This is a genomic window from Clostridium beijerinckii, from assembly GCF_036699995.1.
Taxonomy (GTDB): domain Bacteria; phylum Bacillota; class Clostridia; order Clostridiales; family Clostridiaceae; genus Clostridium; species Clostridium helianthi.
Map to the genome: position 1 here is coordinate 3,490,110 of NZ_CP144906.1, position 14,327 is coordinate 3,504,436.

Here is a 14,327-nt window from a genome sequence, read left to right on the forward strand (position 1 = left end):
TTTAACGTTGCACCTCAACCCAAAAATTTATACTTATTTTCTGAAACTATGATTTCCTGTTTCGCTATTTCATTTTTTAATTTCAAAATCATTTCAGCTTCCAAACGCTTTTCCTCTAATTTTTTCTGCCCATCCTTTATGGCCTCTAAACATCCTAACTCTTGTCTTTCTTTCTCTTTTCTTTCAACTTCTAGCCTTTCTTTTTCTATTTTGTCTTCTTAGACAAGTTGTTCTTCCATTACTAATGTATCTTTATGTTGTTCATTAATAAACTCTATTTCAAAATCATCAGTATCTGCTTTTTCTAACTGAGCAGAAAAAGAAATATTTCTATGCGTTTCTGAATTATCAAATTTAATAACATAAGACGAATTCATAGAATCTACTTCAATAATTCTACCTGTACCAAATGATTTATGAATTATTCTATCAATTCTCATATGCTTTAAAGTTTTAGTATCATCCCTTTTTCCTATAATGTAATACTTGCCCAAATCACAGGCAAAGCTATATGGAATCATTGTATACTTTTTAATTTTGTCATCATAATCTTTATATGTAAAAGAGATTTTCTTTTCTTTTGCAATGGCACTCCTTATTTTTTTAACATTCTCTTCTATAATTCTATCTTTACCATTGTCTGTTTTATCGAAAACCAACATAGCCTTTAACTTTTTAGCTTCTTTAGGTGGAAGTGCCTTTAAAAGACTATTCCTAATAATAGACATTTTAGTTTCCATAAAGGCATTGGACTGAATTAAAGCTGAAATTATAAGTACTACATCATCTGCACTTATCAAATCATCTGTTCTTATTCTATTATCGTTTTTAAGATCTTCAAAATCTCCACCATCTTTAATTATGTATCTTTTACCATCATTCTCTATATCCACATTAAAATAACGTTTTAGTTCAGATACATAATTCTTTATTGTATCTAATGATACATTGAATTCATCGGCTAATTCTCTTTTTGTTACCGACTTACCTTCATTGATTAAGCGATAAGTATCAAATACACGTCTTACTTTTTTTGCGCTCTCATCCTTTGGCATAGCAGTCCCTCCCCCAAAAAATACCTCATGTCCAAATTGTACCATCCTAAAACATGTTTATCTTACAGCATGCAGCCTATTTGCAGTAACAACCATTCCTTTAGCTTTTCCATCTATCTACATAGATCTATTATCCATAAATTCATCAAGCATTGTTTCAACTTTTTGAAAAATCCCCTAAATCAACCTATATTCCATCTCTTTCTTAAATGCCGCTCTCTGCTTTCTATTTAAAGTTTCACTATCTATTATCATGATTACATGCACTCTTGCTCTTGACATAGCAACGTATAATAATTTCTTAATCTCATCATTATTTAAGAAATCTTCTTTGATATCTGGAATGATTATTATGTCATTTTCAAGACCTTTATACTTTCTTACTGACTCTACCATAACATTGCTATATTCTCTGACTGCTTTTGAATAGCTGACTTTTTTTCTAGCGTTAGTCATTAGTATTGTAATATTTTCATCCTTAATTTTCTGAAGCCTCAAATCCTTTAATGTGCTTTTTAATTTTTCCATAACATCAGCTTGAGATTCTCCAACCATTATTTCTGGTTTAAGTCCATTTATTCCATTTAATATAATACTATTTTCATCTACATCTATAACTTTTAAAGAGCTTAAACAAATTTCATCTGTATTTCTCATGTTTCTTTTTAAATTGTATCTAACACCAATATCTAAAAAACTTATATCAGTTTGCCCAAACTTTTCATAAAGCATTTGTAATTCATCATAAAATACATATAGGCTGGCATTATCATCTAAAAAATTATATAGAGATTTAAACCATTCTTCTTTAAAATCTTGTCCTTCATCAACTAATATGGTATCAAACAATATATGTTTCTTTTCTTTATTCTCACTGCAAACTTCAAGATAGTGACTCATCATTTCATCATAGTCACCATTTTCTTGAAACTCATCATAATACTTTGGATGATATTCTTTTAAATATTCTTCTGCAAATATATGAATTCCATATACTTCAAATTCCCCTTGAGCCTCTTCTCTTACTTTATTAAATAACATATTATTATAACAAACATATAAAGCCTTCTTTTTAGCCTTGCTGTCCTTTAATGCCTTCTTTATAGCTAAAACAGTTTTTCCAGTACCTGCATGCCCTTTTATTGATATAAATCTATTGTCTTCTAATTGTTCAAAACACAAGGATTGCTCATTGTTTAAAGTTATATATCTTGAATTTAGCTTTTCACATTTTCTTGATAATGGTATACTCCCTTTAATATCAGGTACCAGCACTTTCCTTATTTTATTATAATCAGATAGCATTATAGGATTAATATCAAAATGCTCTTTATCAGCTCTATACTTAAAAATATTAATCAAGCTCTCTTCTATATTTTTAAAAGAATTCATATCTAATACAACTTCTTTAGGCATACTCATAGGTAATCTGAGCTTTTTTAGCTCAATATCTGGAAACCATACTGCTGTTGTAATATATGCATTTAGTTTCTCTCTTTTTAGCCTTGAAATAAGCTGATATTTGGTCGTATTTGCCTGCTTTTCTGGATCTTTAATAGTATTTTTTATATTATTTTTATCAATGCTTGTCCATTCACCATTTTCAAAATTTATTATTCCGCCTTTAACTTCTAGGGCTAATATTCCATAATTATGATTTAAAATGATAAAATCACATTCCCCGTTAGATTTATTTATACATAATTTGTCCTCTGTTACCCATCTTAATGAATATATAACAATCCAATCATCATTCAATTCATTTTTTAAAATATCAAATACTTCCTTTTCACTTTGACTTAAGTAATCTCCTTCGTTTAATTCAAAAGGAATCATAATTGCCATAAGTATTCACCTCCATGGTATATATTATAACTTATGATTACTAATTGCATCAAAACAACTTTATTGAATTTTAAAAAAGAATGATTCGTTAATAAATAACAAACCATTCTAAATATATATCTTGATATTTCAAATATTATAAGTATATATGTTGCAATAATAAAATTATATTGGGAATGATTCTAGGTTAAGTAACTATCCAAACGTAAAATGTATAAGGCTAATTACAACATATATGTTCTAGAATTCAATTATTTTAAAACACTTCTTACATAAATGTATCTTCTTGCCAGCAAATGTTATTTTTGATTTTACTGCTGCACCTTCATGGCAGATTTCGCATTTTTTTAACAAACCCTTATCATTCTTTAACTCATTGAGAGTTTTTATTTTGATCATAAAACTGTTCCTTTCTAGCTGATTCTTATATTAGCAGTTTCCATATAATCAACAGCTGTTTCTATTTTATAACCGTTCCTATCAAATTCTGATGGATGAAATGCTTTATATAATGTCCCTTGCTCCATACCTTGCATAATGCTAAAATTATATTTTTTTCCATGGTAATAATACTCGTAACTTCCATCATGAGTTGGTTGTCCATGACTTGAAAAATCTTTTAACGCTACATCTTCAAGCGATTTCTCTTCTATCCATTCATCTGAATTTAATTGGCTTGGATGATGCCCTTGTAAAAATTGCTTGTAGCTTCCATCTTCAAAAATCAGTATTTCACCTGAATTGTTTACTCTATTTCCATTAAATAAATAGCTGGTAATATCGTAACCTACTTTGCCATCCTTGTGTATTTTCTCATATGCCCCATCAATCCCACTTGTTGGACCTGGCGGCGTAAGTGTCGCCGCTGCTCCTTTGTATTCAGAAATTATTTTTAGTGCATCTTCTATTGTAAATTCTTTTTTAACTTCATTTGATTCAGTTGTTTGATTGTTATTAGAGTTGTGCTTTTCAGAACTGTCATTTGAGTTTGTACTTCTGTCAGTATTGCTGCTATTAGAAGTATTACCCTGTTGTGTATTGCTACTACTTGTTTGAGCATTATTTGTTTGATTGTTAACAGTGGTGTCATTTTCTTGTTCATTGTCAACATTCAGTGTATTATTGTTCGGTATTGTATTTGACGTTGTGCTTCCTTTGTTATTACTATTGTTAGTGACACTTGTTTGATTAGTATTATTAGTATTAGTTTGAGTGCTGCTAGCATATCCTAACCATTTTCCTGCTGCATCAAATTTAGATATTTTTCCATCTGTCACTACAGCACTTGTTGCCATTGTCCCATTAGGTTTAAGATAATACCAAGAGCCTCCATCTTGAATCCATCCAGTCTGCATTACTCCACTAGGTGAGAAATAATACCACCCTCCACTATTTAGCCATCCAGTTTTCATATAGCCATTACTGTCAAAGTAATACCATGTACCACCAATAGTTCTCCATCCTTTTGAATAACTGTTTCCTTCAGTATTCCCCCAGCCTCTGCTGTCTTGTCTCCACACTGCAGATGCCCCAGTTGCAGATAATGCAAAAATACTTTTTGCTGCTACTAACATAGCTATAACTTTTTTTAAACTTTGTTTTTTCATTCTTTTTACCTCCGTTAATATTCTGCATTTCAAATTTCCTTCTATATGAAGTGACTTGATAAGTTTATATTAACGGATAAGTATGGACATTTTTTGTCCTTTTAAGTATTTTTATTTGTACATGTTGCAAAAATTATTCTTCATCATAATTCTATAAATCACGTAATGAAAAGTGATGCTCCAAATCTTGAGTTTGGACAGCAGAACTTTCTAAGCAATCTTTAGCCATAATTATGAATTGAAACATATATATTTTTTTAGTATTTTATATATTCATTATATTTCTAAATTCGTCACTGCTTACATATCTCTCTAAGATTTTAATTTCTAAGCTGTCTAAAGATTTATTTTTGCATTGTATTTTGAATTCTTCAATTATAGTGTTTTCTTCCTTAATATGATACTCTTTAACTTTCTCCAAACTGTTAAAAATATCTTTCAATTTATTTACTGATTCTCCAACAATAAGTTTGTTTGTTTTTAAATCACATAATATCTCATTAATATCCTTACCATCTCTATTGTTAACCCTTTTAGTTATATTCTCCGAAATACTTTTCTTAAGTAGAAGCATTTGTTTTTCCTCTGCTTTTTTTCTTAAATTTATTGCATATACAATAGTATTCTTGTGGTTTTTAATTTTCTTATCTAATGATTTTCTACATTCTTCTATATCCAAAGCTTCTATTACTTCAACATCTCGCTCACTATAAACACAGTATTTTTTAAGTATATCTTCAAATTCTAACATTATAATCACCTACTTTTAGCCTTCAATCATTACATTTAAAACTTTATATGTATCCTTTAATAAATTTAAATAACGTTCATTTGATTTAGATATTTCAATTAACTTTATAACCGTTTCATTTGTTAATTCTTTATAAGTATTTGTTATTCCCTTATATTCCTCTACATTTCCTTCAGTTATTTCTATCAAATCGTCTAACCCTGATCCTAGTTCACTCTTTAATTTGTTTATCGCTTCCTTATTATCATCTAATTTTCTTGATAGCGCTTCATTCGTATCTTCTAGTTCAGCCTTTATATCCTCTATGATTGATTTATCCTTAATTTTTATTAATATATCTTCTAATAACCTTTTATCTTTTACTTGCTCTAAGATATTTTCTATTATTGTTCTATCTTTCATCTCTGATAGCATGTTTTCCAGTATTGCTCTATCCTTTACTTCTGTCAGAATATTTTCTGCCACCGTTCTATCTTTTACTTCTGCTAAGATGTTTTCTGCTACTGTCCTATCTTTCATTTCTTCTAGAATGTTTTCCAGTACTGCTCTATCCTTTACTTCTGTCAGAATATTTTCCACCACAGTTTTATCTCTTACTTCTGCTAAGATGTTTTCTGCTACTGTCCTATCTCTCATCTCTGTTAGAATGTTTTCCAGTACCACTCTATCCTTTACTTCTGTCAGAATATTTTCTGCCACCGTTCTATCTTTTACTTCTGCTAAGATGTTTTCTGCTACTGTCCTATCTTTCATTTCTTCTAGAATGTTTTCCAGTACTGCTCTATCTTTTATTTCTGTCAGAATATTTTCCACCACAGTTTTATCTCTTACTTCTGCTAAGATGTTTTCTGCTACTGTCATATCTTTCATTTCTTCTAGAATGTTTTCCAGTACTGCTCTATCCTTTACTTCTGTCAGAATATTTTCCACCACAGTTCTATCTGTTACTTCTGCTAAGATGTTTTCTGCTACTGTCCTATCTCTCATCTCTGCTAGAATGTTTTCCAGTACTGCTCTATCCTTTACTTCTTTTAACAAATCTTCTTTAAACCTTTCAAGTTTTTCTTCTTTATAAATTCTTTCTTTGTTTAAATTTTCTTCATAAATTTTGAATGCCATAAAAGCACCAATAATAATCACTATATTTATACCTGCTAATATTGATTTATTTCCTATATCATATGTCATCTCAACAGCTGCCGTAGATATCAGCCCTGTCACTATTGCTTTGATTACTATATTTAACATTATTCCTCCAACGCACTACTACTTAATGCTTTACTCAATTTTTTTATTTCATCTGATAAAAAGCCATCTATTTTTAATATTCCACTATCCATTAATGCTATATATCTCTTACTTTTTATTTTAATATCTACAATTTTTATAAGTCTTGCCTGAAAATTGTTCATTAAATAATCATCTAAACTCTTTTTCACACTATCAATTGATGATAACAGCTTATTTACAATCAAATAATTGTCTGTAAAATTATTCGGCTGTAAATAATCTATAACCATTTTTTTAGCTATTTTTTCATATTCTAATTTTGCCATCAGATCTATTCTGTGTAAAAGCTCATTTATTTTATCTTCCTGTAGTTCATTAGAACTTAAAATATTTATAAAATCCATGGCAATGGCTATCCTAAAACTATCTTCAATTAAATTAGTTTCTAATATCTGCTTATCCTTTTGAATTAACTTACTTTCAATAAAGATTCTTTCATTATAATAACTATTAAATTTTATCAGTATATCTTTCATTTCTTTAAGGTCATTTACTTTTCTGACCTTATGAAGTTTATTATCAATAATACGATTTTCAATACCGCTTAGACCCTTCTCTCTAAATATTATAATTAGTGAATTGTCCACACTGTATTTCTTATTTAATCTCTTAATAATTCTAATAGTATTATTTTTAATCCTATAAGGGTGAATGCACTTTATAGAAAGTGCATCACTGCTATAATTTACTTCATAAGAATCTATACTTTCTTTTTCTATATATACTAATTCATAATCTTCTAAATCCTCTAAAGGCTCTTCTACATAAAACAACTTCTTTAATATAGGATAATATTCATCAGCTACAATAGTTATAAATTTAGTTCCATCAACATCAATTTTTTCATTTTCTGCTGAGACGGCTACTTCACTCAAACCATCATTAAGATATGTCTTATATATATTTTCAAAGTTTTTCTTTTGATATAATAAATTTCTTAAAATCTCCATTACACTATCAACTCATCAATCCATTGTTTGTAATTCTTAAGCTCCTCCACCAAAGCAGTCTTAGCTTCGAGTTTATTAGTTATTTCCTGTCTTTCACCAGTACTTTGATCGATTGATTCTTTCATAACCTGTAATCTTTTGTTAAACTCATTTCCACTTTTAATCAATATTTGTTGTGTCGTAAATTTAAAAATATCCTTTACCTTAATAATTGTATTCTCTGCCTCTTCAGTAAAAATTCTACCTGCTTCATTCTTATAATGTTCTTCTAATGCCTTGCTTTTATTTTCATAATACTCTTTTTCTTTTCTCACTAATAATAATTTTTCACGTTCTTCACTTATTGCTATTTCTTTTTCTATTTCTCTCTTTCTTCTTGCTGCTTCAGTTATTGAGATATTTCCATTCTCTATTTCAACTTCTAATCTAGCTTGTCTACCTTTAACTTCTCTCTTGGATTCTTCCAATCTTTCCATTTCATCTATCCATATTTGTTTTTTAGTTTCATTTTCTACATACGCAACTTTTGATGGCTTTATACTTTTCCCTAAAGCTCCTCCAACTTTTTCACCGATTCCACCAATAGAAATGGAATCTAGTATTTCTAGCAGCTTTCCACCTTTTTTTCCTTTGGCAGATTCAATTACTTTTCCTGCTTTCTTCATTCCTTCTTGAGCAACTTTTATGCTCTTCGTTGCATACTGCGCCAATTTCACAGAATCCTTAGCCATATCTGCAGCCTTTAATGCTGCTGGCGCTGCTGCTGCTGGAGTAAAAAATATTAATGCTATATCAGCTATCTCTCCAATTGTCCTACCAATAATTCTACCTGTTTCTTCTCCGCCATCTTCTGCTATCTCATCATACTCTGGAATATAACCACCCTTAGTTAAAATCTGTTCCTTAATTTGGTTATACTCTTCATCATTCTTACTAATATTATCTTTTATCATAGCAATCTTATCTGATGTAGCAGCCACCTCATCTTTTATAGCTTCTATTTCAATACCAGCTCTTAATCTATCTTCCCTTAATTGTCTTAAATCATCATCACAAGTTAAATCTAATTCTTCAATGGTTGGTAAATGAAGCTTAGCCTCTAATTTAAGATCCAATTCAGTATTTATACCTTCTAGTTGAACATTATTCTCTAAATAAATGTAATTTATTAACTCATTAATTGTCTTATCTAAATAGGCTTTGACTTTATTATTTATTTTTTCAGATGCTTTATTAAAAGTTAATGATAATAATTCTTCATCAATTTCTTCACTAGAAACTAGTACCTCTACTATTTCTGCTTCTTCTTCCTGATATATATTTTTAATGTTATTTTCAATCTTAACTTTATTTTCTTCTACAATCTTATTAAAGTTTTTAGTTATATCCTCTTCGTCCATATTCATTGTGTTTATCTTGTTATTTAATTTTTCAATTTTGGCACTTAATTTCTCGCCATCAACCTCAGATAAGCTTCTTATTAAATCTAGTTCTTCTAAAAGTTCCTCTAATCTTTTTTCAAATATTACACCTAATTGTCTCTTTGCATTTTCCTTTATCTTCTTCTCATTATTGCATTTTACTGCAAAATTAATATTCTCTCTTATAGCATCAATTAATGCACTATCTTCATATGCAGCCTTTGAGCCAATTGGTTGTGCACTGGCTTTAATATTAAGTTTATTTTCTAAATCTGCTTCAGCTTCCAAAACAAACTTATTTATATAATCAGTTTCTTTATTTATATACTTTCCATCTATTTCATCATCAATGTGAGTCAATATAAAGAATATGTCACTTGTGTACTTTTGGATTTCCTGTATTTTTTGAATATCATAATCAGTTAATGCTTTATTGAATACATATAAAACTAAATCTGATTTTCTAATTACTTCCTTTGTTATTAGTTCATGTTCTTCATAAGTTGTATTTGTTCCTGGAGTATCTATTAAATGATAATTATCTAATAGATATTCACTTTCTACTGGAATAGTTATACTTAGTATACTTTTATCATAGTCTTCAACATTCTTAGCATACTTTTCAACATTTTCATTTGTTGCGTCTATATGCTTAACTTTTCCATCATTGTACTTAACTTCTATGTATTTTGTATTAGATTTTATCAAGTCTATAAAAACTGGTGTACACTCTAAATTAGAGCTAGGTAAAAAGTTATTCTTATTTATCAATGCATTAATAAAAGTACTCTTTCCTGAACTAAATTCACCTGTAACTGCTATAATTTTATCGCCATTATTAATTTTATTAATGTACTCTCTTATTAGTTCTTCACTTATTCCATATTTAGAAAAATCATTAATTTCCATACTAAACTACACTCTCCCTTATTGTTCTCACATTATCTATTGATTCATTTAATGCAACAATTTCTTCTGATATCTCTTTAATTTTCATATCTAATTCTTCTGGTGATACTTTGCCTGCAAATATTAAATTTTCAATAGCTTCATTTTTAGTCTCTATTTTTCTTTCTAATGATATTAAAGCCATCTCAATTATTTTATATATAGTGCCACTATTCATATCTAATGAAGTTTTAGTTTCTTCAGCTAAATCTGAAATATATCCCTTAATAGATTTTTTATACTTTCTTAAATTAACACTTACTAACTCCTGCTCTCTATTAAATCGCTCTTTTTGCAGGTCAATTTCTCCATTATAGAAATTTTCCATTTCTTTTCTAAAATTAATTTCTGCTTCACTTTGCAGAATATCCAAAATCTTGCTTCCCTTTACATCTCTTTCTTTTTCTCTTAATAGTGATTCTTTTTTCTTAATCTTTTCCTCATATTCTTCATTGATATCTAGTTTTTGTTTTCTTTTTAAATTAATTTCACTCTCATCATATTCTTCATATTCTCTTTCAACTGGCTTTTTCCCAAAAAAGAAATCAATACCCTTTCCAAATAAACCATCCCTTGAAACTCTTTCTGTTCTTAATCTCTTATCTCTATATACTTGTCCCTCTCCAACTTGAAGTATTCTATCTCTTTTTTCATTTTCTAATCTTTCCAAAGCTCTTCTCTGTCTCTCAACTTCTTGTCTTAATTCATCGTTTTCGCTGCTTTCTCTAGCGAGCCTTTCCCATTTAAGCCTCTTTTCACTTAGTTCTTCTTTTTTCTTTGCTATCTTCTCTTCAATATCATCAAAATAGCTCTTGTCAATTTCATTTATTGATACAACACTTTTCCCATCAATATTAAGTTTTACTTCGATTGCGTTAACAAGTTTGCCCTTAATCATATCAAAGTCTTTTTGATCATCTATATATAAATCAATTATCTCTTCAAACTTTCTGATCAATTTTTTTTGAGTTCCATCAACAGTATTTTTAATTTTACTTGTAATATTTTCTGTCATATTGCTAAAATCTGTGATTCTTAATGCAAATGATGATTTTACATCCTTTAAATCTTCATCTACTCCTTGTTCCAATTTTCCTGCCTCTGATTCTATGAAATTTCTAGAATTATTTATTTCTGACTTTACAAGCTTCCTTATAGACTTTTTTCTTTCCTTAAGATCATTTTCTAACTCTTCTAGTTCACTCTTTGCTCTTGCAATATCCTGTTCTAGCTTGTCATTCTCTGTATTGTAAATCCCAAATTGTTCTTTTTTTAATTCCCTGCACTCATTTAATTTTGATAATATGCTTTTTATTGGTGCTTCTAGTCTGTCCCTAATATTATCATCACTTGTTAAATAATCTGCCAGCTTTTTCTTAAACTCCAGCACCCTTGCTGTTTCTCTCTTATGAGAGTCTTTTTCAGCAATTCCTTGCTTTTCAAGTCTAGCTGATATAGGATGTACAAACTTATCTTTAACATCTGCTCCAGCAATATTTATCTTGCGTTTTAAGTCAATTATAGTATCTTCTATTGTACTTTCAGTTTTGTCCTCCATATCAATTTTGTTTAACACAAGAAAAATTCTATCCATCTTGTCATTAACATCTCTCAAAAAGTTAAACTCCTTTTGTGACCCTGGTTTATCATAAGAAAATAAGAATATAGACGCATCTGAATTTGCTACATGAGATTTTGCTGTTTTTGTATGAATATAGTGTGTTGAGTTAAATCCTGGAGTGTCCACTATCTCAACTCCATCTTTTAATATCTCAGAATCTAAATATAGAACAACTTCGGCAATCTTATCCTCAACATCCTTAATCTCATTGTTTCTAGCTGAATATTTTTTTATTTCGTTAATTTCGACAACCTCAACTCTACCATCCTTAAATATTATTTCAGCCTTATTTTTTAAAGCTTCAGTATGAGCATATTTAAGTCTAGTTATAGTTGCTGTACTTGCAAGCTCATCCTCAACAAGAATTTCTTCTGAAAATCCCATTAATGCATTTAAAAATGTACTTTTTCCATTACTAAAATGCCCAAAAATAGATATTACAAATCTATGATTTTCTAAGTTTTTAATTTTTTCATCTAAAAAATTTACTGTAGCTTCATCTTTAATGTTTTCTCTAATAAGTTTTACTGCTTCAACAACCTTATCTTTTTTCTCTTTGTACTCTTTTAGTTCCATCTTAGCCCTCCGCGTTAATTAATTTTTCCATATCATTTAGCTTATCTAAATTTTTATCTTTATCTATCTTTAACTCATTTATCCCCTCTACAACCTGGTTGTATTTTTCATCGAGAGTCTTCTCAAATGCATTAATATAGTAATTTGCCTGCTCAGTAACTTCATTCTTAATATAGTCATAATACTCACCTAATATTTCATTAAACTTACTTAGCATAATCCCAAAATATTTACCTAATAATTTACTAAAATATATGTAAAGATCTTCTTTCTTGTTTTCAACAAAAACCTGTTTACTATTACTTATACGTTTTTCCATATTCTCAGCTGCTTGTTTCCTGCTAGCTTTTAAGCTATCTATGCCAATCTGCAATTTACTAATTTTTTTATTAATATTCTCTGCTTTTGTCTTATCCTCAAGTAAGCTATCAATCTTATCTTGGTATTCTTTCTCTCTTTGTCTATAGTAATCAATTATATTGTTACGTTTCTTCTCCCAGGCTATTCTTTTACTGTGATCTAACCCATCAGGAACTTTAACATCATATTCTTCAGTAAAAAGCAGCCATTTCCGTCTAGTCCTAGTCTCTGTCCTATATTTCTGAACTGGGTCAGGCCTCTTACCTAATCTTGATATTTCATTTTCCATATCAACTTTGTCAACTCTTATTTTTGCTTCTATGTTTTGAATTTCTTTGCCATAATTAAGGTTATACTTACTTAATAATTGCTTATTATTTCTTAATTGTTGTTCTAAATCCTTAATACTTTTTTCTAAGTCCATTAAAGTGCTATCGTTATTATTATTCGTATACTCCAAATTCACTTTAACTTCATCGTTCTTTGTGGTGAAATTTATTTCTCCACTTTTGTTAAATATCTTCTTAAATTCTTTATTAAAGGTATAGCTTAATAGTGAATTTATATTTTCCTTATATTTATTAACATTTATGCTATAAGGTTCTATACAGTTATTAATAATATTCTGAACATACTTTTCTAATTTCTTTTCAATTCCATCGTTTAAGTCTTCATAACACTTAATATTATCGTTTATATATAGAAGTATTTGTTTTTTACCTTTACTAACTTCATCTTTTATATCAGAATCCATGGTCCTTGCAAACTCTTCATTGGATTCCATTAGCTGTCTAAGGGTAGAGTTTATTATTGCTCTTCTATTTTCAAGAATTAATTCTTTTTGAAGATTAATCTTATTTAAAACATCATCTATATCTTTCAAACCTTCAGCTTTATTTTTCTGCAATTCCTTTTTAAATTCTTCTAATAATATTAAAATTCTTTCTTTTATGTCTTCATAAAATGCTTTTGATCTATTATCCTTGCTTAAAAATCTATTTAAATATTCTCTAAAGTCATTAAAAGATGACCTTTCTAAATACTCTTCTTGAGTTAATAATTTATTTACTTCAGAATCGCTCTCTTTAATTACCTGATTAAATAAATTTACATCTCGTCCCCATAAATAATCTCTGCTATCTAATGCAAATACCTTTATATTGTCTATGGAATTTTCTTTTAAAGTAGTCTTAACTGATTCTACAACTCTATTAATTTTTATTAGCGCTTCTTCTTTTGACCTGGAAGAATATAATTCACTAATTTTATTTATAACTAATATGATTTCCTTTGTTTTTATTCTTCCAAATTCTTTTAGATTTCCTTGTAGTAAGTTAAGTTCTGTTCCTGTTAACCCTTTATAATCAACTAATACAATTGTTGCATGTGCTTCCTTCAATACCTCTTTTGTGATAAGTAACTCTTTTTCTCTTATCCCCTGAAGGCCTGGAGTGTCCATAAGTAAAACTTCTTTATCGATTCCAATTATAGGATAACTTATATTTACATTCTTAATATTTTTATTATCATTTCCATTCTTATCCAGGTAAGATTTTAATTCTAAATAACTATTTTCTTTACTTAAATTTATAGTTTTTGGCTTGATATCATCATAACTTATTTCAGCCAGCATTTTTTCACTGTTTTTTATTATAGTTAATACTCCAGTAGCCTCTTGTGCTGATGAATATAGTACTCTTTTCCCAATAATTGAATTTAAAAATGTACTTTTTCCAACAGAAAATTCACCTATTACTGCTATTTTATAACTATCATCATTTAATAAATTCTCTATTTCTTCAATATCTTTTTCATAATCGCTATCTATACTTTGAGATATTTCTCTCAAAAGCTCAATTGCTTTATTATATAACTTTGTCATTCTTATGTTTATCTCCTTAAT

At 28.7% G+C, this 14,327-nt stretch carries 9 protein-coding genes; all 9 read right to left on the reverse strand.

Annotated features, from left to right (window positions below; translation table 11 throughout):
* Positions 1 to 218 precede the first annotated feature (218 nt).
* On the reverse strand, positions 219 to 1,055 hold the full coding sequence (locus PZA12_RS16035) for a helix-turn-helix transcriptional regulator (protein ID WP_181005999.1): 837 nt from the start codon (positions 1,053 to 1,055) through the stop codon (positions 219 to 221).
* A gap of 177 nt (positions 1,056 to 1,232) precedes the next feature.
* Positions 1,233 to 2,900 (reverse strand): nuclease-related domain-containing DEAD/DEAH box helicase, encoded by a 1,668-nt coding sequence (locus tag PZA12_RS16040; protein ID WP_103698361.1) that lies wholly within the window; start codon positions 2,898 to 2,900, stop codon positions 1,233 to 1,235.
* Positions 2,901 to 3,313: 413 nt separating this feature from the next.
* Complete coding sequence (locus PZA12_RS16045; RefSeq protein WP_103698362.1) at positions 3,314 to 4,507, reverse strand: hypothetical protein; 1,194 nt, start codon at positions 4,505 to 4,507, stop codon at positions 3,314 to 3,316.
* A 265-nt stretch (positions 4,508 to 4,772) separates the two neighbouring features.
* A complete protein-coding gene (locus PZA12_RS16050) occupies positions 4,773 to 5,258 on the reverse strand; it encodes a hypothetical protein (RefSeq protein WP_103698363.1) in 486 nt (161 codons plus the stop codon).
* A 15-nt stretch (positions 5,259 to 5,273) separates the two neighbouring features.
* Positions 5,274 to 6,506, reverse strand: a complete 1,233-nt coding sequence (locus tag PZA12_RS16055; protein ID WP_206490947.1) for a hypothetical protein — start codon at positions 6,504 to 6,506, stop codon at positions 5,274 to 5,276.
* Entirely contained in the window at positions 6,506 to 7,498 is a 993-nt protein-coding gene (locus tag PZA12_RS16060) for a hypothetical protein (RefSeq protein ID WP_103698365.1), read from the reverse strand. Before PZA12_RS16060 ends, PZA12_RS16055 begins: the two co-directional genes overlap by 1 nt.
* Positions 7,498 to 9,828 carry a dynamin family protein gene (locus PZA12_RS16065; protein WP_103698366.1) on the reverse strand — a complete coding sequence of 777 codons (2,331 nt, stop codon included), beginning with the start codon at positions 9,826 to 9,828 and terminating at the stop codon, positions 7,498 to 7,500. Before PZA12_RS16065 ends, PZA12_RS16060 begins: the two co-directional genes overlap by 1 nt.
* A 1-nt stretch (position 9,829) precedes the next feature.
* On the reverse strand, positions 9,830 to 12,064 hold the full coding sequence (locus PZA12_RS16070; RefSeq protein WP_103698367.1) for a dynamin family protein: 2,235 nt from the start codon (positions 12,062 to 12,064) through the stop codon (positions 9,830 to 9,832).
* 1 nt (position 12,065) lies between these two features.
* A complete protein-coding gene (locus tag PZA12_RS16075) occupies positions 12,066 to 14,306 on the reverse strand; it encodes a dynamin family protein (protein WP_103698368.1) in 2,241 nt (746 codons plus the stop codon).
* Between the last annotated feature and the right edge of the window lie 21 nt (positions 14,307 to 14,327).

Bases quoted from the DNA above. Each gene is read 5' to 3' on its own strand.
- PZA12_RS16045 (WP_103698362.1), bottom strand. From the start codon at position 4,507: ATGAAAAAACAAAGTTTAAAAAAAGTTATAGCTATGTTAGTAGCAGCA.
- PZA12_RS16050 (WP_103698363.1), bottom strand. From the start codon at position 5,258: ATGTTAGAATTTGAAGATATACTTAAAAAATACTGTGTTTATAGTGAG.
- PZA12_RS16055 (WP_206490947.1), bottom strand. From the start codon at position 6,506: ATGTTAAATATAGTAATCAAAGCAATAGTGACAGGGCTGATATCTACG.
- PZA12_RS16040 (WP_103698361.1), bottom strand. From the start codon at position 2,900: ATGGCAATTATGATTCCTTTTGAATTAAACGAAGGAGATTACTTAAGT.
- PZA12_RS16075 (WP_103698368.1), bottom strand. From the start codon at position 14,306: ATGACAAAGTTATATAATAAAGCAATTGAGCTTTTGAGAGAAATATCT.
- PZA12_RS16035 (WP_181005999.1), bottom strand. From the start codon at position 1,055: ATGCCAAAGGATGAGAGCGCAAAAAAAGTAAGACGTGTATTTGATACT.
- PZA12_RS16065 (WP_103698366.1), bottom strand. From the start codon at position 9,828: ATGGAAATTAATGATTTTTCTAAATATGGAATAAGTGAAGAACTAATA.
- PZA12_RS16060 (WP_103698365.1), bottom strand. From the start codon at position 7,498: ATGGAGATTTTAAGAAATTTATTATATCAAAAGAAAAACTTTGAAAAT.
- PZA12_RS16070 (WP_103698367.1), bottom strand. From the start codon at position 12,064: ATGGAACTAAAAGAGTACAAAGAGAAAAAAGATAAGGTTGTTGAAGCA.